23 protein-coding genes are annotated in these 26,112 nt (G+C 52.3%); 9 read left to right on the top strand and 14 right to left on the bottom strand.

The window, feature by feature from the left end; translation table 11 throughout:
• Window positions 1-105 precede the first annotated feature (105 nt).
• The gene (locus tag ACR64Q_RS19820) at window positions 106-672 is read left to right on the top strand and encodes a YceI family protein (RefSeq protein WP_313732851.1); all 567 of its coding nucleotides are present in this window, start codon (window positions 106-108) and stop codon (window positions 670-672) included.
• 86 nt (window positions 673-758) lie between these two features.
• Entirely contained in the window at window positions 759-1,208 is a 450-nt protein-coding gene (locus tag ACR64Q_RS19815) for a GNAT family N-acetyltransferase (protein WP_313735044.1), read from the top strand.
• A 269-nt stretch (window positions 1,209-1,477) separates the two neighbouring features.
• Here ACR64Q_RS19815 and ACR64Q_RS19810 read toward each other — a convergent pair whose 3' ends face one another.
• The 3 genes from ACR64Q_RS19810 to ACR64Q_RS19800 all read right to left on the bottom strand — a co-directional run bounded on the left by ACR64Q_RS19810 (window position 1,478) and on the right by ACR64Q_RS19800 (window position 5,522).
• The gene (locus ACR64Q_RS19810) at window positions 1,478-3,835 is read right to left on the bottom strand and encodes a TonB-dependent siderophore receptor (protein ID WP_313732850.1); all 2,358 of its coding nucleotides are present in this window, start codon (window positions 3,833-3,835) and stop codon (window positions 1,478-1,480) included.
• Window positions 3,836-3,933: 98 nt separating this feature from the next.
• On the bottom strand, window positions 3,934-4,890 hold the full coding sequence (locus tag ACR64Q_RS19805; RefSeq protein ID WP_313732849.1) for a FecR family protein: 957 nt from the start codon (window positions 4,888-4,890) through the stop codon (window positions 3,934-3,936).
• Between the two features lie 110 nt (window positions 4,891-5,000).
• A complete protein-coding gene (locus ACR64Q_RS19800; RefSeq protein ID WP_313732848.1) occupies window positions 5,001-5,522 on the bottom strand; it encodes an RNA polymerase sigma factor in 522 nt (173 codons plus the stop codon).
• A gap of 12 nt (window positions 5,523-5,534) precedes the next feature.
• On the opposite strand from ACR64Q_RS19800, the gene ACR64Q_RS19795 reads away from it, so the two are divergent.
• Window positions 5,535-5,702 (top strand): hypothetical protein, encoded by a 168-nt coding sequence (locus tag ACR64Q_RS19795; RefSeq protein ID WP_160167681.1) that lies wholly within the window; start codon window positions 5,535-5,537, stop codon window positions 5,700-5,702.
• A 463-nt stretch (window positions 5,703-6,165) separates the two neighbouring features.
• Here ACR64Q_RS19795 and ACR64Q_RS19790 read toward each other — a convergent pair whose 3' ends face one another.
• The 7 genes from ACR64Q_RS19790 to ACR64Q_RS19760 form a co-directional block, all read right to left on the bottom strand.
• Window positions 6,166-8,547: a TonB-dependent siderophore receptor gene (locus ACR64Q_RS19790; protein ID WP_313732847.1), complete on the bottom strand. Its 2,382-nt coding sequence runs from the start codon at window positions 8,545-8,547 to the stop codon at window positions 6,166-6,168.
• A 106-nt stretch (window positions 8,548-8,653) separates the two neighbouring features.
• Window positions 8,654-9,637, bottom strand: a complete 984-nt coding sequence (locus tag ACR64Q_RS19785; protein ID WP_313732846.1) for a FecR family protein — start codon at window positions 9,635-9,637, stop codon at window positions 8,654-8,656.
• Between the two features lie 71 nt (window positions 9,638-9,708).
• Window positions 9,709-10,236, bottom strand: coding sequence for an RNA polymerase sigma factor (locus ACR64Q_RS19780; protein WP_313732845.1), 528 nt, complete (start codon window positions 10,234-10,236; stop codon window positions 9,709-9,711).
• A gap of 370 nt (window positions 10,237-10,606) precedes the next feature.
• Window positions 10,607-11,821: a sialidase family protein gene (locus ACR64Q_RS19775; protein ID WP_313732844.1), complete on the bottom strand. Its 1,215-nt coding sequence runs from the start codon at window positions 11,819-11,821 to the stop codon at window positions 10,607-10,609.
• A 52-nt stretch (window positions 11,822-11,873) separates the two neighbouring features.
• Window positions 11,874-14,381, bottom strand: a complete 2,508-nt coding sequence (locus ACR64Q_RS19770; RefSeq protein WP_313732843.1) for a TonB-dependent siderophore receptor — start codon at window positions 14,379-14,381, stop codon at window positions 11,874-11,876.
• A gap of 176 nt (window positions 14,382-14,557) precedes the next feature.
• Window positions 14,558-15,550 (bottom strand): FecR family protein, encoded by a 993-nt coding sequence (locus ACR64Q_RS19765; RefSeq protein ID WP_313732842.1) that lies wholly within the window; start codon window positions 15,548-15,550, stop codon window positions 14,558-14,560.
• A 72-nt stretch (window positions 15,551-15,622) separates the two neighbouring features.
• A complete protein-coding gene (locus ACR64Q_RS19760) occupies window positions 15,623-16,138 on the bottom strand; it encodes an RNA polymerase sigma factor (RefSeq protein ID WP_313732841.1) in 516 nt (171 codons plus the stop codon).
• Between the two features lie 61 nt (window positions 16,139-16,199).
• Here ACR64Q_RS19760 and ACR64Q_RS19755 point away from each other — a divergent pair, with 61 nt between their 5' ends.
• The 3 genes from ACR64Q_RS19755 (at window position 16,200) to mtgA (ending at window position 20,206) form a co-directional block, all read left to right on the top strand.
• Window positions 16,200-16,448, top strand: a complete 249-nt coding sequence (locus ACR64Q_RS19755; protein WP_313732840.1) for a hypothetical protein — start codon at window positions 16,200-16,202, stop codon at window positions 16,446-16,448.
• 107 nt (window positions 16,449-16,555) lie between these two features.
• Window positions 16,556-18,964, top strand: coding sequence for a TonB-dependent siderophore receptor (locus ACR64Q_RS19750; RefSeq protein WP_483823416.1), 2,409 nt, complete (start codon window positions 16,556-16,558; stop codon window positions 18,962-18,964).
• A gap of 501 nt (window positions 18,965-19,465) precedes the next feature.
• Window positions 19,466-20,206, top strand: coding sequence for a monofunctional biosynthetic peptidoglycan transglycosylase (gene mtgA / locus ACR64Q_RS19745; RefSeq protein WP_313732838.1), 741 nt, complete (start codon window positions 19,466-19,468; stop codon window positions 20,204-20,206).
• 7 nt (window positions 20,207-20,213) lie between these two features.
• Here the strand turns inward: mtgA and yjgA are convergent, their stop codons facing one another.
• Both yjgA and ACR64Q_RS19735 read right to left on the bottom strand, forming a co-directional pair.
• Window positions 20,214-20,858 (bottom strand): ribosome biogenesis factor YjgA, encoded by a 645-nt coding sequence (gene yjgA, locus ACR64Q_RS19740; protein WP_313732837.1) that lies wholly within the window; start codon window positions 20,856-20,858, stop codon window positions 20,214-20,216.
• Between the two features lies 1 nt (window position 20,859).
• Window positions 20,860-21,042, bottom strand: coding sequence for a hypothetical protein (locus ACR64Q_RS19735; protein ID WP_020484262.1), 183 nt, complete (start codon window positions 21,040-21,042; stop codon window positions 20,860-20,862).
• Window positions 21,043-21,524: 482 nt separating this feature from the next.
• On the opposite strand from ACR64Q_RS19735, the gene rdgC reads away from it, so the two are divergent.
• On the top strand, window positions 21,525-22,433 hold the full coding sequence (rdgC, locus tag ACR64Q_RS19730; RefSeq protein WP_026602583.1) for a recombination-associated protein RdgC: 909 nt from the start codon (window positions 21,525-21,527) through the stop codon (window positions 22,431-22,433).
• Window positions 22,433-23,395, top strand: a complete 963-nt coding sequence (locus ACR64Q_RS19725) for a L,D-transpeptidase family protein (RefSeq protein WP_026602582.1) — start codon at window positions 22,433-22,435, stop codon at window positions 23,393-23,395. The genes rdgC and ACR64Q_RS19725 overlap by 1 nt, the downstream gene beginning before the upstream one ends.
• 66 nt (window positions 23,396-23,461) lie before the next feature.
• Here the strand turns inward: ACR64Q_RS19725 and ACR64Q_RS19720 are convergent, their stop codons facing one another.
• Both ACR64Q_RS19720 and ACR64Q_RS19715 read right to left on the bottom strand, forming a co-directional pair.
• Window positions 23,462-23,740 carry an Lpp/OprI family alanine-zipper lipoprotein gene (locus tag ACR64Q_RS19720; protein WP_026147103.1) on the bottom strand — a complete coding sequence of 93 codons (279 nt, stop codon included), beginning with the start codon at window positions 23,738-23,740 and terminating at the stop codon, window positions 23,462-23,464.
• Between the two features lie 84 nt (window positions 23,741-23,824).
• A complete protein-coding gene (locus ACR64Q_RS19715; protein ID WP_026147104.1) occupies window positions 23,825-24,379 on the bottom strand; it encodes a L,D-transpeptidase family protein in 555 nt (184 codons plus the stop codon).
• Window positions 24,380-24,451: 72 nt separating this feature from the next.
• On the opposite strand from ACR64Q_RS19715, the gene ACR64Q_RS19710 reads away from it, so the two are divergent.
• Complete coding sequence (locus tag ACR64Q_RS19710; protein WP_313732836.1) at window positions 24,452-26,086, top strand: alpha-D-glucose phosphate-specific phosphoglucomutase; 1,635 nt, start codon at window positions 24,452-24,454, stop codon at window positions 26,084-26,086.
• Window positions 26,087-26,112: the final 26 nt, after the last annotated feature.

The following is a 26,112-nucleotide window of genomic DNA, read 5'->3' as shown; positions in this document are numbered from 1 at the left end:
AGAGCGGCAAATGGCCAGAGTGATGGAGTTAAAGCTGATCTATTATCACAAAGTCTCTGCAATAATGCAGTGCCACTGGTGTTTTAACCCACAAAGGAGATGATCATGATTAGAAAACTAAGCACCGCAACCGCCGCCTGTCTGTTAAGTTTTAGCGTACTGGCCGCCGATAGTTATACCATCGATAGCCATCACACCTTTCCCAGCTTCGAAATCAGCCATTTGGGTTTTTCCACGCAACGGGGTCGGTTTAACCAAACCAGCGGCAAAGTGACATTGGATGCCGCGGCGGGTAAAGGCAGCATAGACATCAGCGTCAACACCGCGTCTATCAGTACCGGTTTGGCGGAGTTGGAAGAGCATTTGCGTGGCAAGGACTTTTTTGACAGTGCGCAATATCCGGTGATGAGCTTCAAATCCGACAAGCTCAGTTTTCAAGGCGAGAAACTGGTCGGAGCGGACGGCATCTTGACCTTGCACGGCATCAGCAAGCCCGTACACCTGAATGTCGAACGCTTTTACTGCGGGATGAATGTCATCAGATTGAAAAATACCTGCGGCGCCGATGCGGTTGGCACGATAAAACGCTCCGAGTTTGGCATCGACAAATATGTACCGGCAGTGGGCGATGAGGTCAAGGTGCTCATCCAGGTTGAGGCCGTTAAGGATTAAGTTGCCAAGTGGTTTGATCTATGCGGAAACAACTCTTTACCAATGTGCCGAACAGTGCGCTCTAAACACTTGGTCGGAGACGGGAGATAGAAGTGGAAATAAGCCTGGCCAGCGTTGCCGACATACCGGCGCTTTGCCGTCTGCTAAGCGAACTATTCACTCAAGAAGCAGAGTTTCGGCCGGATTATGAGGCTCAGAGTCGGGGATTGACGCGCATCATAGCGGACCCGAACATCGGCCATATTTTTGTCGTGCGCCGTGACAGCCAAATTGTGGGCATGGTTAATCTGCTGTACACAGTCTCCACCGCGCTGGGGGAACGGGTGGCCTGGCTGGAAGACATGGTCGTGTCAAGCGATGTTCGAGGCCTGGGCGTTGGTAGCCGGTTGTTGGAGCACGCAGTGGAGTTTGCCCGGCAAAATGGTTGTCGCCGGCTTAGCTTGTTGACCGATGCCGATAACCTGCATGCTCAGCAATTTTACCGGCGACAGGGCTTTCGGGTGTCGGAGATGGTGCCGATGCGCTTGGTTTTTTGAATGTCAGTGCCATATTGCGCAAAAGAAGTACGCCTGATGGTCGAGGTCAATGTGAGGATGGGCAAGGATTATATTTATCCCGATATGTCCGTGGATTGCAGGAAAACGGCCAGCGATGTTTTTTCGGGCGATGCGGGGTTTTTGAGTCCATCGTCGGCGTGGGAATGATGATACGTAGGTCGGGTTAGTGCGATAGCGCGTAACCCGACAAATCGATGTCGACCTATAGGGTTACGCTAGCGCCAAACCCAGTCTACGTGGCTCGTGTTTTAGAACTCATATTTCAACGAACCCAATACGCTGATAGGTGAGCCGGGAATGCTGGTGTGACGTCCACCGGAGGTATTTGCGTAATAGTCCTTGTCCAACAGGTTGTTGATGTTCAATTGCAGCGTCAGCTTGTGCTGCCCGATACGGGGACTGTAAGCCGCCATCGCATCCAGTCGCGCATACCCGGGCAAGGAGCAGGTATTGGCGGTATCGCATGGACGGCTACCGACCGCAACCGCACCTAAACCCGCTTTAAAGGCATCGTTAAATTGCCAAGTTCCCCAGAGGCTGCCTTGATGTTCGGGCACATTCTCCAAACGATTGCCTTTCAAGCCGCTAAAACTTTGCACATAATTAACTTGCGTATAAGCATACGTGCCTAACAAATGCAGCTGATCGGTAATTTGCCCAGCGAGATCCAGTTCTATGCCTTTACTCCTGATCTTTCCGGCCAGAATTTGATAGTCGGGATTGGCTTGGTTGGGGTCGTCGGTAAGCAGATTACCTTTAGTTAAATGGAAAAACGCCAGGGTCGATGAAAAGCGTTTGTCATGCGACTCTGTCTTAAGGCCTATTTCGTATTGCTTGCCTATCTGCGGCTCAAAACTCGTACCTCCGACACTCACGCCGTTGTTGGCACTGAAAGACTTGGTGTAACTGCCGTAAACCGACAGCCAATCCTGGACTTGGTAAAGAATACCTGCTCGCGGACTAAAAGCATTGTCCTCCCGTTCTATGCGTGCCGCTTTGGCCGCATCCAGGGAGGCCGTCGAGGCGATAGCGCCGGTGGTGACGTTATCGTAGCGGCCCCCCAGCAAAATATGCAGCTTATCAAACAGTGTTATCTGATCCTGAGCGTACGCGCCCACCCAGGATTCCTCGCGATAAAAGAATCTGTTGTAGGTGGACAAGGCGGCAAAATCTACTCGCCCATAAACCGGATTGTATATATCGATAGAAGCTGCTGAACCGTTTGCGGACGGGGCCTCGGTCGTGGCATGGAAGCCGTCGACACCGACCAACAGATTATGCTTGCTGCCCAATATTTCGAATTTGCCGTTCAAATCGATATTGCCGGAATGCGTCATCACATCTTGTACACCCACCGAGGCCGAACGATTCAGTATGCGGTTGTTAGCCTGTAAGCCACCATTAAAAATGGCTGGGCCGCTCAGCGACCAATCTTTAAACAAGTAGCGCTGGGTGATTTTCCAATCCTCGTTAAAGTGGTAAGTCCAGTCGAAGCCGACCAGGGTACTTTCCACCGTTTGGCGCTGAAAGCCGTCCTTTAAACTGCGCGTGATTGGGATAGGTGCAGGCCGGTCGCCAATGGCGGGAATGCCAAAATCGGCGTTAAAGTTATCATGCTTGTATTCCAGTTCGAGATTGGTCTCGAACTTTTCATTCGGTCGCCAAGTAACAACCGGCGCGACAAATACCCTTTCGTTGCCGACAAAATCCCTGAATGACTGATTGTCCGTGTAAGAGCCATTGAATCGATAGAGCAGCGTCTTGTCGTCATTAATCGGCCCGGTGGCATCAAGCAAGGTGCGATATTGATCGTAACTTCCGAACTGTTGCTGTAGAGAATAGTACGGTGTATCGCGCGGTTTCTTGGTCACATAGTTCACCAAGCCGCCTGGCTCGATTCTGCCATACAGCACTGCGGCTGGGCCTTTTAGTATCTCGACTTGCTCGATGTTCGCGATGTCGTAAATATCCTGACGATTGAACAAACCATTGCGATAGGCATCGCCAAAGCCGGATCCTGCCAAGCCACGAATGATAAAATTGTCATACAGAAATCCGCCACCCGTGCGGCCCAACACGCCGCTGACATGGCCGTTGACCGCATCCGGTAAGGTCATCGCCTGTTTGTCCGCCAGCACGGCTTTGGGAACCACTTGTATGGAAATCGGCGTCTCCATGATCGGGGTATCGGTCTTGGTGGCGGTCGTGGCGTTGGGGCGGTTGTAATCGGTATTGTAGGGATCGGTGGCGTCGTAAACCGTCTGACCGATGACGTTAACCGGTTGTAACATCGTCGCGTCCTTGCTCGCCGCCTTGATCGATACCGAACCGTCGCCGGCAATCGCAAAACTCAGGCCGCTGGCGGATAACAACCTGCTCAGAGCCTCGTTTAGCGTCATCGTGCCTCGTAACGCCGGTCCGCTGCGGCCGGTCACGCTATCGTGAGCGTAAAAAATTTGTACGCCGGATTGCGCCGCCAGTTTTGGCAGCGCCGCCGCCAATTCCTGGGCGGGGATATCAAAGCTGTAGGTGGTTTCTGTTGCCCGCACTTCACAGGCTAAGGTCAATAGAGCACCGAACAATAGCGGTTGGGTTAAACACTTCATCCATCTTCTCCTTTTGCGTGGGTTTTCAGAATGAAACGCACCAAGCCGAAAAAGACGCCAAAATTTATTCGGGAAGAAGATCGGGGGCCTAACGAGGCTCAGCGTCTGACCAATAACGCCTGCCCCGGCGCGGGCCGTTGAATATTGACCGGCAGGGTCATCGCGATCACATTCAGCGCGCCATCAAGATTACCGATATGGAAGGTACCGCTGACCTTTAGCTTGGCCAGGCTTGGGTCGGCCAAGGTCAGGCGCGTGTCGTGAAAGCGTTCCAGTTCGTTTAGTACTTCGTCCAAGCGGCGGTTTTCGAATACCAGTTGGCCGCGCAGCCAGGCAGTGAGATTGGCCGAACTGTCCGGGCTGTCCTGAAAATTGCCTTGTGAATCGTAGTTGAGTACTTGATTGGCGTTGATTTCCCGACTGCCCTTGGTTTCTACTTTAACGGCGCCTTCCAGCACCGCAACGGCTACCTGCCGGTTTTGCACCTTTACGTCGAATTGCGTGCCGATGTCGACGATAGTGCCGTTACCGGCCTTGACCTCGAAGGGTTGTTGCGGATTATGAGCCACGCTAAAAAATGCCTCACCCTTGATCAGTTCGACCGAGCGCCGCCAACGGTTGACCCGCAGATTCAACTCGGTATCGCCACTCAGCTCCAGACGCGAGCCGTCGGCCAATTGCACGGTCTGGCGGCCACCAGGCTCGGTCACGTAGCTGCTGCGATGACCGTACCAGCCCTGTTCCGAGAAAGTACCCACGCCCAAACCCAGCAACAAACAAGCGGCCAGTGCCAGTTCGGTAAAACGGCGCAGAGGCTTGCGCGGCGGGCGGTAACTTAAGGCTTGCCGGCGCACCGGAAAATCCCCGCCCTTGAAACGATCCAGCTTGCGCCATTTGTCGGCTAATTGCCGGTAAATGCGTTGCCGGTCCTCGCCTAGCGCGAGCCATTCCTGGAAGGCCTGACGCTCCGCAGGCGTGCAGGCAGCCGAATCCAGTCGCAGAATCCACTCTATGGCTTGCTGTTGCAGATCGGGCGAAGCTTCGGTTTTGGGCATGTTAAACAGGGGGCGATGGGTTGCGCTAAGCACAGGCATTCTATCCCTTAGCCGCCCGACATTTAAAATCCGGTATCAGAAACGATGAAAAAAACTCACCAGCCACGGGCTTAGTCATCCGTAGAGTCGAAACGCAGCAGCACATGCTGCGCGGCGAAGCCGACTAGTCTTACGGAATTGCGTTCGGAAATTCCCAGCCGACGACCTATTTCCCTATGTGACAGCCCTTCCAGCCGGTAAAGCACGAAGGCGTTGCGGGTAGTCTCCGGCAGTTCCAATAAAATCCGATTCAAAGATTGCAGTTCCTGTTCGGAGGCCAATTGATCCTCGGGTAGCGGCTCGGCGGCCGTTATGTCATGCAGCGCCTGGTCGTCGTCGGTTTCGATATGAAAACGGTCGCGAACACTCTGGCGGCGGTGTTGATCGACGCTAAGATTATTGATAGTGCGATACAGGAAGGCTCTGGCATTATCGATCGATTCAGGTTCGGGATGTTGCATCAAGCGCAAATAGGCTTCCTGCACCAAATCCTCGGCAAACTCATTGCCGCCGCGCAGGCCGGCAAAGACTCGGAGCTCATGGCTATGCCGCTGAAACAGCCGATCAAACAGCGATGGTTTGGATTTAGGCACTAACAAGTCCCGATGGCGAAAAAGTTAATGGTTAAGCAACGTACCAAGCGTAGTCAGGCCAACTTCGGCTTGGCGGTGTTGACCGAACGAAATGGTCAGCAAAAAATATTCCATCCGGCCGAATTCAGGCATCCTGACGAGCCTGGTGCGCTACAAAGTCTATTTAAAACAAGGCTGTAGTTGTTTGAAAGTGATGATTGCCAATTATGAGCGGCAAACACTGCCACGGAATCGAATGCGGCAAATCACCTAAATTAGGTTTGAAAATGGGCTGAATCACTAGGCCGGTCCCGTGCTATGTAATTCGCGTCGAACTAAAAGGTATCGCCCAAAAACCGGAAGGTCTCTTTGGTAGGGGAGCATGAAGAAATTCGGAAAAATCCCGTGAGATATGGCGATAGCCGCAGAGTAAGCCTGTAACTCGCAACCAGGTTAAGGCCAATACCGATAATTCAAACTAATCTAGCCATTTGCGATGGTCTTAAATTAAGGCTATGTTTGCGTTAATAGTTGCCGTTGCTCCGCTAGGGGTTGCCGAAGTCCAGCGGCCATGGATGGCGAGGTTTCTTCATGTCCTTGTGAACCGGATCCCGGCAATCCCTGCCGGGATGGAGACACATACGTGGAGCCTGATGGTGTAAGCCTAAAACTCCACCTTAACCGAGCCCAAGAAAGTCCGTGGTGCACCGGGCATGGTTTGGTAAATAAAATTACCGTAACCGTTGCTGGATGCGATGTATTCCTTATTCAACAGATTTTCTATGTTGAATTGCCAGGTTATACGGGAAGGTCCGGCTTTGTGCTGGTACTTCAGCATCGTATCGACGCGGGTATAGCCGGGTATTTCGAAGCTGTTATCGACATCCCCCGAGCGCTTGTCAACCACGTAAACGCCTGCGCCGGCACTGAAGCCCTGTGCCCCCAGACCTGAAAAATCATAGGTGGACCATAAGCTGGCGGTATTTCTGGGGATATTCTCTAGGCGATTGCCTGCTTTGCCCACGCCGCTGAACGGCGACTCGTTGCCGCTGGTGACGACTGCGCCTATGTAGGTATAAGTGCCAATGATGTTCCAGTAATCGGTCAACTGCCCTTGCAAGTCGAACTCGATGCCTCGGCTGCGTGCCGCGCCGATTGTGGCGTAAAAGCTGTTGTTAGGGGCCGGCAGTTGCGATTTAATATTGGTTTTGGTTAATTCGAAGAAAGCCAGATTGGCGCGGAGTTGTCCATCCAACCATTCGCCTTTCAAGCCAAACTCCATTTCCTTGGATTTTTCCGGGGCGAAGGCGGAACCGTCGATAGGCCGTCCTGCATTGAAGGCGTTGAATCCATTAACGTAATTAACATAAGCACCTAGCCACGGCACGGGTTGGTACAACAAACCTATGCGGGGACTGAAGTTGTCGTCGTCTGTGTGATTGGTGGAAACGCCTTGCGCATCGTAATTGCTGTGCATGGCATTATCGAAGCGTCCGCCCAGCAATAAATGCCATTGATTCCACAACGAGATTTGGTCCTGAATGTAAATGCCATACCACTCATTGACGGTATCGTTCTGTCCTCCTAGCGGCAGGTCCAGCAACTCGGTAAATCCGTATTGTGGGTTGAAGACATTGATATTGGGAGCGGTCGTATAAGCGCTAAATAGATTTCTGTTCTTGGAATGGTAGTAATCCGCACCCAGCAAAACAGCATGTTTCAACGGTCCCGTCTCGAAATGACCGGTTATGTCCACGGTGCCATATTGATTTTGAAAATCGTCGCTGGTCTTGATAAAACCTCTAGCCAAATTACCCAGAAGATCGACGTTTTCATTCGAAGAAGTCTGTGCGGTTAAAAATGTTTGGTTATGGGTTGAGTATTTTGCCCGCACTTTCCAGTCTTGATTAAACTCGTGGGTCAGGGTTAAGCCGCCGGTATAAGCTTCTTTGTTGGCAAAGTCGGTCGGTTCGTTGCCGGAAAAATGCAATGGAATTTTGCCGGGAATCGCTCCGGACTGTTGTAAGCTGTAAGGGATACCGGAATCGGCGACATCTTTGATGTTCTGATACATAAAATCCAGATCCAATCGGGTTTTGTCGCTAATGTTCCAAGTCAGGCTCGGCGCCACAAAGTCGCGAGTGACCGGATGGTTATCCCTGAATGTCGCGCTGTCCAAATGTTCGTAATTCAGACGATAGGCCAATGCACCGTCTTCGGTGATTTTATTGGTGGCATCCAGCAAAGTGCGGTAAGTATCGAAAGAACCAAATTGCTGTTGTAGCGAATAATAAGCATCTGTTCGCGGTCGTTTAGTCACGATATTGACTAGACCGCCAGGTTGGGCACGACCGTAGAGCATGGCCGAAGGCCCTTTCAACACCTCAATACGCTCGGCATTAGCCAGTGAAATGGGCGTATTGGGTGTTAATACGCCGTCGCGATAAATGTTGTTGGTATTGGTGAAGCCGCGAATGTAGAGATTCTCGTCTTTATCGTTACCAAACCCCCAGCCCTTGGCAACGCCGCTGACGTTTTTCAGGGCATTTTCCAGCCCGATGGCTTGCTGGTCGTCGATGATGGCTTTGGGTAGCACTTGCACGGAAATGGGGGTGTTGAACAAAGGCGTATCGGTTTTCGTGCCGGTCACAGCGTTGGAGACTGCGTAATCTTTATTGTAAGGATCGCTGGGATCGCGCGTGCCTTTGACCAACACGGCCCCTAACATCGTCGCATCGTTGCTGGAGGATGTCGGCTTTAGTGTTACGGTACCATCGTTATCTATGCTGTAAGTTAGACCGCTACCGTTTAACAGCTTACGAACCGCTTCCTCGATAGTGTACTCGCCTTGCAACGTCGGACTGGTTTTGCCGGCAGTAGATCGTTCCGCATACAGCATCGCCGTGCCCGATTGCGCGGATAGTTGTTGCAGGGCTGCGGCCAGGGGTTGGGCCGGAATATCGAAATGGTGTTTGCTGTCGTCGGCGTAGGCTTGCGCCGAGATCAGCGCGATGGCTACGCCGAGGCGCTTGATGGTCAGTGTCATACTCCATGTCTCCTTTATTTGGGGTTCATGGGCATAGACGCGGAGGAGAAAAAAAACCGCCAAGCAACTTCAATTAATTTATTGAATTGAATGGAGGTAGAACGTTTTAGTGCTTGCCCGCAAGCGCTTCCAACACAATCTCACGCTCACCGATGCGTTTAATGTTGACCGGTAGTAGCGTGGCCACCGCATTCAACATCCCGTCCAATTGCTCGGTGCGGAAACTGCCGTTGACGCGTAGCTCGGCCAGTTTCGGATCGGGTAGACGAATCTGCACGTCGTGATAACGGCCGATTTCCGCCAAAACCTCGACCAACCGCCGACCGTTAAAAATTAATTGCCCTTGGCGCCAGGCCGTCGCGGCGGCAATATCGCTTGCGATGACCGGCACGAAGCGATGATCGTCGCTATACGCCAGTTGCTGTCCCGCATGCAATTCGCGATGTTCGCTCTGAACGGACATTTCCACCACACCTTCTTGCACCGCGACACTAACCCGGTCGGCTTGCTTGTACACATCAAAAGCCGTGCCTATGTCGCGCACGCTAAGATTGCCCGCCTGCACACTAAAAGGCCTGTCGGCATTGTGAACGACTTTAAAGAACGCTTCGCCGCGTATCAACTCAACGCGGCGTTGGGCATGATTGAAATGCACCCGCACTTCAGTATCGGTATTCAATTCCAGCTCGCTACCGTCGGATAAGGCCACCACCTGTCTTTGCCCCTTAGCCGTGTTGTAGCTGTGCGGCAGTCCGTACCAGCCTTGCGGCGAAAATATTGCCAAGCCGACGCCGAATAGTAGTGCCGCCGCTGCGCTGTATGCCGGCCATTGCCGCCAAGTGGAATGATGAGTTTGCGGTCGATAGCGCAAGGCTTCGTCACGGGCACGAAACGCCTGATCTTTAAGGGGCTCCAGCCAGTCCCATTGTGCCTGCACCTGCCGGTACGCCGCTTGGTGGGCGGGATCGACCGCCAACCAGTCCGCGAAAGTACGCTGGAGTTGCGCGTCCGCGGGCACATCGCGCAAGCGCAGCAGCCAGGCTATTGCTTGGTCGCGCGCGGTTTGGCTGGTAGATTCGCTGTCGGACACGCTGATTTACTGAAATATGTTTATCGAAGGAACAGTTTACCGGACTTTTTCATAGACGGGCCAGGCGGCAATCACCGCCAATCATGATCCGATTCTGTGCTGAGCTTGGCGCTGATATGTTGCATCGCCAGCATCACATAGCGTTCAGAGCAACGTACTGAAATGCCCAAGCGCTTGGCTATTTCGGCATGCGAGCAGCCTTCTATGCGGTATAACACGAAGGCATGGCGGCGCAATTCCGGCAATTCGTCCAGCCAGGCGGAGAATTTCTCCAATTGTTGATGAGTTTGCCAATAATGCTCCGGCGAAAGGCGCAGGTCGGCAACATGCTCGATGTCTGCGTCGGGTTCATCGAAGCGTGCGCGCGTTTCGCGGCGGCGATGCCGGTCAACCGTTAGATTGGTAGCGGTCTGAAATAAAAACGCCCTGGGGTTTTGAATGGTTTGCGGCTCTGGATATTGCGATAGGCGCAGAAAAGCTTCCTGCACAATATCGTTTACATCGGGTTCTCGCGGCCAACGGCCGCGTAAAAAGCTGCCGATTTCGTGCGCGTGTTGCAGAAACAGCGTGTGCAGAAATCCTGGTGATTCTTTGGACATTGAAGGCATTCGTGGCCGGGGCAAGTAAAGATGCTTTTCAGCAATAACCAAGCCAAGCCAGCCGTGTTGTCATTAGACACCGCACGTTAGCGCGACTATGCCGTCGGTAGTAATGTTTTGGCGGCGCTTAAAAACAAAGTAGATACGTGATATGACCTGTTTTAAGCGGGAATTGCGGCATATGCCGCAGTCTTTGGCAGAGTCTTTGCCTTAAGTGAGCTGGTGACAAGTAATCGTGACCATTACCCGGCCCTTAAATATCGTCGCTCCCGCGAAGGCGGGACCTCGCGGCTATATTGGATTCTCTGCGCGGTTTAACGGCTTCAGGGAATTTAAGGGCTGGGTTAATAATTACCTTCGATCTCTTGTCTTAGTCGATGGTTAAAGAGACTAGCCGCACTTTCTTTTGCATCGGATCGGTCCAGGCGACAAAAGCTTGCTTGCCGACGCGGGCCATCGCCAGGTATTTGCTGGGCCATTTCGGGAAGCTGCCGCGATACACCGTGGTTTGCCGGCTGACTTTGCCGTTGGTCGTCACTTTGGCGACTCGTAACTCATCTTCTGGCCCATTGCGGCCGCGCCAGCTGACCAGGGCCGAGCCGTCGTCCAGCAGTAAGGCGTTGGCATAGCCGCTGGCGTCGGCATCCAGCTCGATAGGTTGGTTAAACTGTGCGCCCTTGTCGGTGGAGAAGGCTAGTTTCACCCGGCCTTTACCGTCGGCGGCAGTGAACCAGGCCGCCACGCCGGCGGTTGGCGTTAGATCGATGGATGGTCCGTTACTGGGGCAGCCGCCGATCACCCAACCGTCCGCATGCACATTAGTGATTTGCGGATTGCCGCCGGCTTGCCAGCGCACCGCGCTGATGTCGCGGACTTCGCCGACGGCATGATCACGGTAGACCGTGACCAATTGCTCGCCCTGCGCGTCGGTATAGCTGCGGCAGCAGGAGCAGACATCGTCATCCAGCACTAGCTCCGGGCCGGCGCGCCAGTTTTTATCGATTACGCTGGCCATCAATTGATAGCGGTTGGTTTTCTTGTCGGCCGCCGGATCGTGGCTGGCGTTGCGCATGTCGGTCCAGACCAGCGCCAGCCGTGCATCGGGTAGCGCGGCCAAGGACATTTGCGCATCGTAGATACGTGCTTCGTCGCCATACGGCTTTAACGGCTGCGACCATGTCAAGCCGCCATCAATCGAGCGCGCCAGATAAATATCCGCCGCGTATCGGCTGGCCGCACCTTGGGTATAGGGCATCCATGCAGCGGCCAGGCTGCCGTCGCTCAGGCCCAGCACTACCGGCGGGTCGGCCAGTTTGCCATCGACCTTGACCACGGTTAACGGCATACTCCAGCCTTGTTCCTCCAGTACGGCAAATTTCGCCGTACTGGTCCCCACATCGGTTTCCACCCAACTGAGCAGCAAATGCCCATCCGCCGTTTTTTCCAGGTGATGCTGCTGGCTAAAGCCAGCCACCGGCAGCTCCAGCTCGCGTAATGGCAACGGCTTTGCCGACACCCCCTGGCAGATGCCGCAATACAGTACAAAGCCGGCGACGGACTTTAAAATTAGCGTGATTTTGGACATGGCAGACTTCTCGACAACGATGACATAGCTGAGCAATTTAGCGGGTTTGCGCTCAATATTCCACCCGAATCGAACCTATCGCGGTCAGCGGCGCACCGGGGTACGCGCCCAGGGCCGGCGCGACGTTGGAATCGGGGTCGGTGGATTCGTAGTAGCGTTTGTCGAGTAGGTTACGAATATTAAACTGCGCGCTTATTCGCGAGCCGCCGACTTTTTGTTTATACGCGACGAAGGCGTCCATCCTGACATAACCCGGCATCTGGAAGCTATTGGCGTTATCGCCTTCGCGCGTGCCGGCGGCCACACCGCCCAGACCGGCGCTAAAGCCATCCCGCGCCGCATAGCCGTTCATGTCGTACTTAAGCCATAGGCTGCCGGAATGTTCGGGGACATTGTTCAAGCGGTTGCCCTGGGTGCCGCCGTTGTGGTCCTTGATGATGCGGGCATCGGTAAAGGCGTAGCTGCCGATCAGGCTGAAGTTATTGCTCAGATACCCGGTCATGTCCAGCTCGATACCTTGGCTGCGTTGTAGATTGGCAATTTTGTCGTAGAGATTGGCCGTGCTCAGATCGTTGACCAAGATGTTATCCTTGGTCAAATGGTAGTACGCCAAGGTTGCCAGCAGGCGTTGATCAAACAATTGGGTCTTTATGCCTGCTTCGAATTGCTCGCCGATTTGCGGATCGAAGCGGTTTCCGTTCGAAGCCGGCGCATTATTGGCGCCGAGCGAAGTTATCCAATTGCCGTATACGCTCAATTGATCAAATGCTTCGTAGAGTATACCGACTCGCGGGCTAAACCCCTCGTCTTTGCGGGTGTTAGGCTTCACCAGTGCGTCGGCGTCCGCAAAGCTGGCGGCATTGCCGCGTCCGGTTTCCGCCCAGTCGTAACGGCCACCGCCCATGATATGCAGTCTGTCCCAAAGCGTGATTTGGTCTTGGAAATAAGCACCGTACCAATTGTTGTATATCACGCTGCGATTCAAACCCGGCTCGGAATCGCTCAAGTAAGCAGCGTCGAATGTCGCCGGCGAGATGCCGTAACTGGGAAATGGGTTATTGATGTCGATTGCCAGGGCCGGATTCGCGTCAACCCATTGTCCTGAAGTGCCGTATCGGTTAAAGGTGCGGTAAAAATCGAAACCGAACAATACGTCGTGTTTGGTTTCGCTGATCGCGAACTTGCCGGTAACATCCAGGTTAGTCGCGTAATGTTCTTGCTCTGAAGTTTGCCGAAAGATGTTGCGTTGCAGAATGCCGGTGGCTTGATTCAACGCTAAGCCAGGATCGAAAGCCGGCGCGGGGTTGACGAAGCTAGTCGTGCTGTCGGATAGGCTGGCCAGGAAACGGTTATGTATCGCCCAATCATCGTTAAAGCGATGGTTAATTTCGCTGCCGACTTTGGTGCTGGATTGATCTCCTATCCGTGTATTCGGATCACCCAAGTTGCGACTGATCGGGATGTTGGCCGGACGTTTGCCTAGCGCGGGAATCCCGAAATCCGCCGGTGCGTTTTTTTCGCTGCCTTCAATATCGACGGTAATGTCGGTAGTGTCGCTGGGGCGCCAGGTGATGCTGGGATTGAACAGCATTCGGTCCACGGATACAAAGTCGCGGAACGAGCCGTTGCTTTGGTACGCGCCGGAAAAGCGGTACAGCAGCGATTTATCGCCATTAATCGGCCCACCGGCGTCCCATTGGGTGCGATATAAATCGTAGGAGCCAAACTGTTGTTCCAAGGAGTAATAGGGGTGGTCCAAGGGTTTCTTGGTAGTCAGGTTGATCATGCCGCCCGGTTCGGTCCGACCGTAGAGTTGCGACGGGCCTTTAATGACCTCGATGTTCTCCAAATTACCGGAGTCCATGTCGCCGAAATAGCCACCGTCTTGTAACAGGCCGTTCCGATAGATGTTATTAGTATTAAAACCGCGCACAATGAAGCCGACACCACCGCCTAATGACGGCTGGGGACGCACGCCGCTAACGTTTTCCAACACCTCTTTAACCTTGCCCGATTTTTGGTCGTCCATCACCGATCTCGGTACGACCTGAATTGAAATAGGCGTTTCTATCAGCGGGGTGTCGGTCTTGGTGGCGGCAAAGGCGTTGGTTACTGCGTAATCCTGGCTGTAAGGGTAGGCTGCGTTGGCATACTGGCGATTGCCGGACACCGTGACCGCCGACAGCGTTGAAACGTCATTGTGTGAATCCGGCGCTCTTTGTAGCGTAATAGTGCCGTTACCGGTGGTACCGGCTACCACGCCGGTACCGGCCAGTAGTTTTTGTAAAGCTTGCTGGGCCGTCAATTGGCCGCTGACACCGGACGATTTCAAGCCTGCCGTCATTTCCGCCGGATAACTGAGCTGTACGTTGGCGGTGTCGGCAAATGCATTTAATGCGCTGCTTAAGCTTTGCGCGGGAATGTCGAAAGCGATGCTTTGTTCGGCGGCAATCACGGTCGGGGTGCTCAGAGCGGTGGCGATTGTCAGCGACAAAGGCCAAAGGTGGTATTGGATCGGTTTGCCCATGCAAGGGGCTTTGCGGAACGGATAAGATGCCATTAGATTCTCCCTAAGCGAATGAATTGATCCCCCGAACGATTGGGGGTGCAATGGAGACGGGCGAAATGAGTTTTCCCTCAGCTTGAGGTAAAACTATTTTTTGAGTCAAACACGGTAAGGCTGAATGACGGCTGGCTTTGTCGGGTGTTTTGGCTAGGCGATAAGCTTTGCGACGCTCAAGCGATCAGTACCAGCCATGGCGTTAATCGATAAATTCGTATCGGCAGTGTTTGCTGTAAAGATTCCAATGCCTTATCGGTATCGCGAATATCGAAACGGCCGCTGACTTTCAGGTTCTGCAATCCCTGATTGCGGATTATCAGGCTACCACGCCGATAGCGGCCAATTTCCGCAATCACCTCCTTGAGCGGAGCGTTGTCGAACGAGGCGCTGCCTTTTAACCACGCCGTGGCGTTGCCGGTTGGCTGGTGGCTGACTTCGCTTTGGTGACGAGCGTCGACCGCGATGCTGTCATTGGCTTTTAAGGTGGCCGGATTTTGCCGATCCCGGCTGACTTCCACCACCCCGCTCACTACGCTGACAATGTCGCTGTCGGCGTTTTCTCTAACCACGAAACGCGTACCCAATACCCGCGTGTTGCTGTAGCGGCCATCCACCTGAAAAGGATGTTGGGGGTCGTGTTGCACTTCAAAAAACGCTTCGCCCCGGGCTAGCTGGACATGGCGCTGACCATTACGTATGTTAACGTTAAGAGCGGTGCCGGAATTTAAAGTGACTTGGCTGCCGTCGCTGAGCTGTACGGTTTTTATTTCGCCGACGGCGGTGCAGTAGTCCGCCTGCCAGCAGCTTAAAGCCGACCGATAAATAATCGCGGCGATGACCAGGCTGGCGGCTGCGGCTAACAACGGTCTGGCGCCGGGGGCGATGCCGAGACGCCGCCATGGGCTTTTGGCCGGTTTACAACACCGCAAAATTTGCGGCGACAATGTCGCGGCGTCTAGCGTTGCGTGGAAATCGGCATCCTCCCAAAATGCAGCGATTTCGGCATAGGCCTCGCGGTGAGCCGGGTCGGCTTGATGCCAGATTCGAAATTGTCTGCGCTCATCCACCGTTACCGACTCGGCGCGCAGTCGCACAAACCACGTCGTCGCCTGCTCGCTAATGGCATCGGGGTTATCAGAGTCTGCGGGCGGTTGGTTTTCGGTCATGGCTGCATTATACGGCGCTGGGGTAGGCGTATGCCTTGGAATAACGGTAAGACGGTTAAGGCGGCAAAAACCTCAATCGGTCCGATAGGGGCGGCCAAAATGACTGCCTAGCTGTTTGCGGCAATACATCAAGCCTTTGACGATGTGTTTCTCCACGGCGCTCTCGGAAATATCCAGAACACTAGCCACTTCCCGATAACTCAATCCATGAATTTTATGCAGGATAAATGCATCGCGGCAGCGCGGCGGCAATTCGTAGATGGTTTGGTGCAACAGGGTGCGCCATTGCTGATCGGCTAATTCGCTTTCCACTCCGGCCAGTTGCAACTCATCCAGATGCCGCGTCGCTTCCTGATGACGCTCGATGACTTTATGGTGGCGCAGGTGATCCATCGCCAGATTGCTGGCGGTGCGGTATAAAAATCCGCGCGGGTGGTCTATGGGCGTATCGTTGGCGGTGCGGGCCAAGATCAAGTAGCTTTCTTGCAGCAAATCTTCCGCGGTTTCCGGGCATTTGACTATCCGCAGCAAATGGTGCAGCAGCTCCTTGCAATGCAGTCGATACAGCGAGCTGATGTCCGGGGTCATGAGGCGGGGCTGGGTTTTAGTCGTTTGAGAAGCTCTGTCCTATGCCTGATTCGTGCCAGTAATGATTCGAATGCCGATCAAGGCGCCGAACAGCCTGCCTTTGCTGGCCTGGAGTCAAACTTGGCGGCTCGCATTCACACTATCCGAACAAATTTTACCGGTGTTGAATGGGCTATATGGCGCACTTGGTGCGGCATATAACCTATTTTTGACGGTGACCGGTACGTTACCGATACCGGAAAGTGAAATATGGTTACTGATTAGCGAAATGCCGAGTAAAGCGTTGGAGGAGCCGACGCCTGCAATGTAAGCATTAGTCGATTAGTTGCAATGAATTTTCATCTCTTACCTCCTGTTTTATGCCTGTCGTGCGTCAAAACAGCGATAGTCATCATTTAACAACAGCGAGGGAAATTCATGACGTTGAAACAAACATTTAGCGGCGGCCTGTTTGGACATGCTTCGGCACTGGTTTTAGGGGCTGCGTTGGCGGTTTCCGGTGCCGCGGCAGCAGATAGCGTCAGTCGGGCTTTCAGTATCCCCGCAGGCTCTCTGTCTACCGCGCTGAATCGCTTGGCGGAATCCGGCGGCTTGCAACTGGTCTACGACACGGCGATCACCGAAGGTCTGCAAAGCAAGGGCCTCAGCGGCAATTACACCCCGGAAGCCGCATTGCAACGTCTGCTGGGAGACAGCGGTTTGAGTTACCGCGTCGCTGAAAACGGCAATATTTTGATCGAAAGACCGGCCCTGAATTACAAACAGGATCCTACGGCGTTGCCGGCGGTGAATGTGGTTGGCAAAAAGGTATATGACCCTAACGACCCTTTCAGCCAAATCTATGCAGTGCCGAATGCATCAACAGCGACCAAAACCGATATTGCGATTATGGACACCCCGGTATCCATCCAGGTCGTTCCCAAATCGATCATGAACGATCAGCAAGCGATCCGCATCGAAGACGCCTTGACGCAAAACGTCAGCGGTGTGCAGCGGGCTTACGGTACGGCGGATATGTACGAAAGCTTCATCATTCGCGGCTTTGCTTCCGACGATCAAATGTATCGTAATGGTTTCAGGCGCTCGATGGGCAAATTCGATCCAGCGAATATCGAACAGCTCGAGGTATTGAAAGGTCCGGCATCCGTGCTTTATGGTCGGTTGCAGCCCGGCGGTATGGTCAACTACGTGACCAAAAAGGCGTTGGATGTGCCGTACTATTCGTTGCAGCAACAATTTGGTTCTTTCAGTGAATTTCGTACCACGGTCGATGCAACCGGGCCGCTGGATAAGGATAAAACCCTGCTGTACCGGTTTAATGCCGCTTACGACGAAGGCAATTCGTTCAGAGATTTTGTCGATCACGAGCGGGTATTTATTGCGCCGAAATTGACTTGGCGGCCCAACGACCGCTTCGAGGCCAATGTCGAAATAGAGAAACGCCATGAAAATTACACGGAAGATTATGGCGTGCCGGTATCGGGCAATCGGCCTATTACAAACCGCAGATCCTTATTTACCGGTGATCCGGCCATCAAGCCCAGCCAAGACACTACGCTGATTTATGCGGATTGGAGCTTCAAATTTAATGATGACTGGGGGCTAAGGCATAAATTTCAGTGGGACGAGACCGACATCGTATTCGGCGGCGTCGCGCCTAACAGTAAAATAAACGCGGATGGACATACTCTGGATAGATTCGGCATTCTTGGTACCAGCAATCGCCGCTCTTACTCTACCAGTCTCGATCTAATTGGAAAGTTTCAAACCTTTGGCCTTAAGCATGATGTTTTAGTGGGGGGGGATTGGTTCTTTTTTAACCAGGATGCGCCGGACAATAACTTTAGTTACGGCACCATCCCTACCTTCGATATCGATAATCCCCAGTATGGTAATTTCGATTTGGCGGCCCTGCGCGCCGAGCCCGCCAACTGGTTTTGGCGCTCGCGCGACGATTGGTACGGCGTTTACTTCCAGGATCAAATTACGATTTTGGATAAGTTACATATCATGGGTGGAGGCCGTTACGATATGGCTGGCTACGGCGGTTACGGCGGTACATCCTGGGACGAAACCAAGGCCGGATTCAGCATGCAGCATGAAGATAAATTCAGTCCGCGGGTGGGTATCGTTTATCAGCCGTGGGATTGGTTGTCTTTGTACGGCAACTACGTCGAATCATTCGGCACCAACAACGGTCGTTCCGCCACTGGCGGCAATTTTGCACCGCAAGCGGCCGAGCAGTACGAAATCGGTTTCAAAACCGAGTTTTTCGATAAACGCCTATCGTCAACGGTGGCGTATTATCATTTAACCAAAAATAATCTGATGACCTTCGACTTGAGTACGCCGGACCCCACCGATCAAAAAACTATCGGCGAGGCGCGTAGTCAGGGCATTGAAGTGGATATTAAAGGTCAGATCACCGACGAATTCAGCCTGGTGACGACCTATGCCTACACCGACGCCAGATATACCAGGGATTACAGCGGTTTGCAGGGCAATCGTTTGTTGAATGTGCCCGAGCATCAAGCCAGTCTGTGGGGTACCTACCAATTCACCGAGCAATTTAAGGCTGGCTTGGGCGGGGTGGTTGTCGGTAAGCGCGAAGGCGACAATACCAACACCTATCAATTGCCTGGATATACTCGCTTGGATGCGATGCTGGCCTATGTACAACCCATCGGCAAAACGCGTCTGACGGCGCAAGTCAATGTCTATAATCTGTTGGATAAGGAATACTACACCGGCTCAACTTCTTGGTTGCCTACAGCCAACGTCGGCGCGCCTATTTCCGCCATGGGATCTTTGAAATTGGAGTATTAATTCAATACTGGTTGACGGTACTGCTGATAGAGCAGTGCCGTTAGCCACCTTTGAATATCGTCGTGCGAAAGCTTCGCTAGGGATAGAGGATGGGCATATGGACAATTCAGCCCTGCGGCTCATCGCTAATTTGATTTGGCTTTTTACTGATTATATTGCAGCAGGCAGGAGGCATAACGAGCTTCGAATCATCCCTGCCTGGATAAAAGCGTTTTTCCGCGCTTCTATCCAGGTATCCCTGGCGTCTTGTTTTCCATGTTCACGGGGGAGAGAACTTAAACATCCCTGACACCGGTCTTTATATAACAATATCCGTGCCAAGCCCTTGAGGCTACATGATTCAGGAAGTTACGCTAAAATCGATGGCCGCCATCTTAATTTCTATGTTATTTGCCACAATAAAGGCCTTGTTTTACGGCATTTCCCGCAAAAACCGCAGTTAGTCAATTCCGCGTTCAATCATGGATAATAAACATCCCAGTCACAACGCTCGAATCGCCCGTGAAGCATTTCCGCCATCCGGCTCGCTATCGCCAATTTTGGCGCCAACCCAAAACGGCGCTTTCTTTGCTGCAACGTTGCAAGCGCGGACTGGTTTATGCGGCGCTGTTTTTTGTACTCAGTTCGCTGGTGCTGGTAGGCGTATTGCGGTACCTACCCCCGCCGACGTCGGCGTTCATGCTGCATCAGCATGTTGATGATCTGGCCGAAGGCCGGCGCTATAGAGGCATTGACCAGCGCTGGGTCAGTCGCCGGCATATTTCGCCGCACGCCTTTGCTGCGGTGATCGCATCCGAAGATCAATTGTTCTATCAGCACAACGGCTTCGATGTTGACGCCATCTCCAAGGCTTTAAACCAATATTTGCGCGGCGGTAAACTGCGTGGGGCCAGTACGATCAGCCAGCAAGTCGCGAAGAATTTGTTTTTAAGTCCGGCCAAAAACTTCGGCCGCAAGGCGTTGGAGATTTGGTTTACGTTGTTGATCGAGGTGATCTGGGATAAGCAGCGGATTCTGGAAATGTATTTGAATATTGCCGAGTTCGGCGATCATTTATTCGGCATAGAAGCGGCCAGTCGCCGTTATTTCGGTGTTTCTGCCCAACAGCTATCTGCCAATCAGGCTGCGCTGTTGGCGGCTACATTGCCGAACCCTATATTGCTAAAAGCCGATCAGCCCAGCGCTTATTTACATAAACGCCAAAGCTGGATCTTGGGCCAGATGAGGGCGTTGGGGAATTGATCGCGAGTTAATCCTCTGCATCCTGATTGTCCTGCGCGTCCTCTTCAAAAGGTGGCAGGCCTGATGCCTCGGCAATCAGTTCTTTCAGATACTTGTATAGCAAGCGCGCCGACTTGGGCGGTTTGGCTTCCTTGGCTTCTTTCTGTGCGTTGCGCTGTAACTGGCGCAGGTGCTGACTGTCCGCGGTAGGAAATTCTTCAATGAATAGGGTCAACTGTTGATTGCCATTGGCTGCCAGCAGCTGGTCGCGCCAGCGCTCGGCCTGGTGATGTTCTCTGACCGCATGGGCGCTGCGGTTTTTCATCCGCGCCAATTTTTCATGAATCGCGGCGGTATCCAGCTTTCTGAGCTGCGCGGTGATGTATTTCAACAAGCGCTTTCTGGCGGAATTTTGCCCCATCTTGCCGGCATCGCGCATGGCTTGTTCTATGCTCTCGGGTAACTCGAATTCGGCAATGTGCGCAGGGGATAGCGCGCAAATTTCTTCAGCCATCGCAAAAACTTCGGCTATTTCTTTTTTGATGCGAGTCTTGTTGGGGCGTACCGCGTAATGATCGGCTTCCTCGTCTTCGCTGTCGCCGTCATACTCGTCCTCGGGTTCGTCGTAATAATCTTCTTCTTCGAATTCTTCTTGGTAATCTTCGTCGTTCATGTCAAACCATTGCTATTAAGAAAAGCACGAACATCACTACCATCAACAGGGGCACAATAACGCTGGGCCAATCGGAGGGTGTTTGTTTGCTGCGCGCGATTGCGGCTTTGATGCCGGGCTGCATCCAGAACAAAAGCAGCAGCGCCAGGGCGCCGAGTATCAGGTTTTCCCAGGTTGACAGCATGATGTGACCGCTTTGTTATGAGTGAGGAACTTGCTACGCGTCATTCTAACAAACCTTGCCATGCAATAAGACATTGCTTGCTGCGACAAATTAAAAGTTGTTTCTCTGGATTTATCGCTAAGCGATTATTGCGGCTGGGTAAATTCAGTTATTCACAGAAGCTGTGGATAACTCTGTGTATTAAATGTCGAAAGCCTTTGCTGTTCCCCGGTAGTACTGGGCTGCGGTCAAATTGTACAACATTAAGGCACTATTATTAATAGATAATAATCAATAGCTTACAAATGATGCTTTGTATTTCAACGGGTTATTTTGTCAAGCGTTTTATGGTCTTGCCGTAAACAGTTTAATGTGCATAACTTGTTTACATGCTAAGCAAATTTGCTGCCAAACTGCATTTTTTGGCTAGGCTTTAAGCGGGTCAGCTTATATGGTCTGCGCAAATTTGCGATAATGGCCGGTTTTTAAAAAAGAGTCATTTCATGTGGTTTAAAAATCTTGCCGTCTACCGTTTTACCGAGCCATTTACTTTGGATGCTGTTGCTTTGGAGCAAAAGCTGCAACAACAGCCGTTCCGATCTTGTGGTAGCCATGATGAGTTCAGTTTTGGCTGGACTGCGCCGCTAGGCAGGGCCTCGGACGCACTGGTGCATGCCAATAACGGTTTCTTGATGCTATGCGGCAAGAAGGAAGAAAAGGTCGTGCCGGCATCGGTGATCAACGAAATGCTGCAAGAACGCATCAACGAAATCGAAGAACGCGAGGCCCGCAAATTACCGGCGAAAGAGCGTAGTCGGATCAAGGACGAATTGATATTCGAACTGTTGCCGCGGGCGTTTTCGTTTTCACGGAAAACCTATGCTTATATCGATAGTCAGGGCGGCTGGCTGGTCGTGGATGCGGCATCGGCTAAAAAAGCCGAAGACATGCTCAGCCAGTTGCGTAAATGCTTGGGGTCTCTGCCCATAGTGCCGCTCACCGCCACCGCCAAACCGGCTAGCGTGATGACGCAATGGTTGATCGACAACACCTCGCCGAAAGATATTTTGATCGAAGACGAGTGCGAGCTGCGTTCGCCGGAAGAAGAAGGCTCGATTATTCGTTGCAAACGCCACGACTTGGCGTTGCCGGAAATCAAGAATCATCTGGATAGCGGCAAGCAAGTGATTAAGTTGGCGATGAGCTGGGCCGAACGCATTTCGTTTGTATTGGACGAGAGCTTGGCTGTCAAGCGGCTAAAGTTTCTTGATCTTATTCAGGAGCAAGCCGCCGATATCGAGGCATTCGACGAAGTCGAACAGTTTGATGCCGATTTTTCTATTATGACTGCGGAACTTGCTCAGTTTTTGCCGCGTCTGCTTGAATTATTTACTGCTGAAGGTAACGCCTAATGAAAACCCGTTTGTTATTCAGTTTGCTGCTGACAGCCAGTACGGCGGCGTCGGCGCTAACGCTGCCGGCACCGGATAGGCCGGGTGACAGCCTGATAGGCAATCCGCCGCATGAAGTTAAATATGTCGCGGCGAAGCATGAAGACACTCTGATCGATATCGCGGTAAATTTTCGGCTTGGGCAAGATCATATCGTATTGGCCAACCCCTATGTGGACCGCTGGTTGCCCCGCGAAGGTACGCAGGTGCGCATCCCCAGCAGCTTTTTGTTGCCGAATGCGCCAAGAGAAGGGATCGTGGTTAATTTGCCGGAAATGCGGATTTACTATTACGCGGATGCCGGCCGGGTTGTGACTTATGCAATCGGTATCGGCCGGGAAGATAACTGGAAAACGCCGTTGGGTAAAACGAAAATTACCGGCAAAACCGACAAGCCTTCCTGGACGCCGCCGCCATCCATTATTGCCGAGCATTTGGCTGATGGCGATGTGCTGGATCCTTATTATCCGCCTGGTCCGAATAATCCCTTGGGTTTGTATGCGTTTAAGTTAGGGATACCCGGCTATCTGATTCACAGTACTAATGTTGTTAATGGCATTGGCATGCGGGTTAGTCATGGGTGCATGCGGATGTACCCTGCTGACATTGAGCAGTTTTTTCCAATGGTTAAAGTGGGCACCACGGTCAATATTGTTAATCAATCGATCAAAGTGGGCTGGTATCACGATACCTTGTACATGGAAGTGTATCCAGAGTTGGAAGAAACGCCGGCAACCTATGAGCAGCGCTTGCATACGGCGTTGAATTTGATAGAGCAAGCCAATGGTGGGCAAATGCCTGTAATCAAAGGTTCTGTTTTAAAAGCGGCAGTAGAAAAAGCGACTGGTATTCCGGTGGCTATTTATGAGCGTCCTACCCAGACGCCTCCTGTGGTTCAAAGCCAAGCGGCACCTGCGAAATAGAGGCAATAAAAAAGCCCGTGGCCTTGCGGCTCACGGGCTTTTTAAAATCAACAACAGCAATAAAGCTTATTTGTGTTGTGATTTTTTGAACATACGGTCCAATTTGCTGTTGGTATCTTGAGCATATTGGGCAGCACGGTTAGCAGCAGCTTCAGCAGCAGCAGCTTTTGCAGCAGCTTCAGCAGCAGCGGCTTTAGCAGAAGCAGCGTCAGCAGATGCAGTAGAAACTTTGCCTTCCAAAGTGCCTACTCTTGCGTCCAAAGCTTCCAGGTCTGAAGTGCTTGCGCAACCGGTTGCCAAAGCTGCAATTGCAACAACTGCTGATAATGTAATAGCTCTCATCATGGTTTTCCCCTTGATTGTGGTTTCAAAAAATAATAAATGAAAAACGGTGGTAATTGTCCAACATTTTTTTGGATTTTACCAACATTATTTCACCGTTACGAGTGTCCCTTTTTCTACCCATTGACTTAACTGATCGATTTGATCGTTAGTCAACGCGATACATCCGTGTGTCCAATTCATGGATCTGTGGATGGACAGACTACCGCTGCCCAAACCATGAATACCGATTTGCCCACCGAGATCGGTATTTTGCGGCGGAATTTGTCCGGCAGAATGCGCTCTGGCAATAGCTTCGTAAGTGTCGAGATCGATTTTGCCTTTTTTCAAGGCATTATCGGCATTGTCTACATTGGGATAGGTCAAGCCGAAGAACTTACGGAAGGCGCTTCTTTCATTTATCCAGCCGATCCGATAGTTACCGAGCGGCGTGATGTCATCGCCGCGATGATTTTTTTCACCCGCGCCATTGCGGCCAATGGCGATATTTTCCAACACGGCAACCGTCTTGTCGCCCTTCCTGACTTCCATGCTTTGCGTCTGCGTATCGACCAGCAACCAAACATCCTCTCCAGCGAAACTGCGCGCCGATACGGTACAGCCCATCACAATCAAAACACCTAATAATTTTTTCTTTATCATGGCAATCTGTAAATAATCAAAGTTTTGGTGTAATTTAACCCTTTCGAAACGAGGTATTACAAAGGGTAGCATATGACAACAACAATCACCAAAACGACTCCCTACGATGATCAAAAACCCGGCACATCGGGCTTACGCAAAAAAGTCAAAGTCTTCCAACAACCCAAATATCTGGAGAATTTCGTCCAATCCATCTTCGACAGTCTGGAGGATTTTCAGGGCAAAACCTTGGTGATTGGCGGCGATGGCCGCTACTTTAACCGTAAAGCCATCCAGATTATTATAAAAATGGCGGCAGCCAACGGTTTCGGTGAGCTCATTATAGGCCAAGGCGGCTTGTTGTCCACTCCTGCCGCATCGAATATTATCAGGAAATACAATGCGTTCGGAGGCATTGTTCTATCAGCTAGTCACAATCCCGGCGGCCCTGAAGAAGATTTTGGCATTAAGTACAACGTCAGCAATGGTGGTCCGGCTCCGGAAAAGTTCACCGACAAACTGTACGAGAATACCAAAACCATCACCGGCTACAAAAAAGCCCGTTTCGGCGACATAGATTTAGACGTTATCGGTGAGGTCGAAAAAGGCGGCGTGAAAATTCGGATTATCGATTCGGTAGCCGATTACGCTGAATTAATGGCCAAGATATTCGATTTCGATCTGCTCAAACAAAGCATCCATAACGGCTTCATCACGCTACGTTTCGATGCGATGCATGCCATCACCGGTCCGTACGCCAAGCATATTCTGGAAGATACGCTGGGCGCTACACCTGGCTCGGTATTTAACGCCGTGCCGCTGGAAGACTTCGGCGGCGGCCATCCCGATCCAAATATGGCCCATGCTCACGAACTTTGTGACATCATGTTCGGGGCCGACGCACCCACTTTCGGCGCGGCCTCGGACGGTGACGGTGACCGCAACATGGTCATGGGGGCGAACATCTTCGTTACTCCCAGCGACAGCTTGGCGATAATGGCGGCCAACGCCAAACTAATTCCGGCTTATGCCAAAGGCATCAGTGGTGTGGCCCGCTCGATGCCGACCAGTCAGGCGGTTGATCGGGTTGCCGATAAATTGAGTCTGCCTTGCTACGAAACCCCAACCGGCTGGAAATTTTTCGGTAACTTGCTGGATGCCGATAAAATCACCATCTGCGGCGAAGAGAGCTTCGGTTCCGGCTCCAATCATGTCCGTGAAAAAGACGGTTTGTGGGCGGTGTTGTTCTGGTTGAATTTAATCGCGCGCAAACGCGAATCGGTAGAAGACATTGTTCATGAACACTGGCAAAAATACGGCCGCGACATTTACTGCCGTCACGATTACGAAGCGGTCGATTCGGAGATTGCCAACGGGATTGTCGAACATCTGCGTAGCCAGTTAAGCAACTTGCCCGGTAAAAGTTGGGGCGATTACGAAGTCAAGTTTGCCGACGAATTCAGTTACACTGATCCGGTCGACGCTAGCGTCAGCAGCAATCAAGGCATCCGCATCGGCTTTGTGAACGGCTCGCGTATCGTGTTCCGGCTGTCGGGCACCGGTACGGTCGGTGCGACTTTGCGTATTTATTTGGAGCGCTATGAGCGTGATGTCAGCAAGCACGATCAGGACGCTCAGGTTGCGCTTGCGGAATTAATAGAAATTGCCGAGCAGTTGTGCGAAGTCAAAAAACGTACTGGCAGAACCGAGCCTGACGTTATCACTTGATCGATCCCGGCTGAATAAAACGTTAG

The sequence above is a fragment of the Methylomonas sp. 2F7 genome (genome assembly GCF_057126975.1).
The sequence above is the reverse complement of the archived record's forward strand: the minus strand, read 5'-3'. Positions and strand labels throughout refer to the sequence as shown.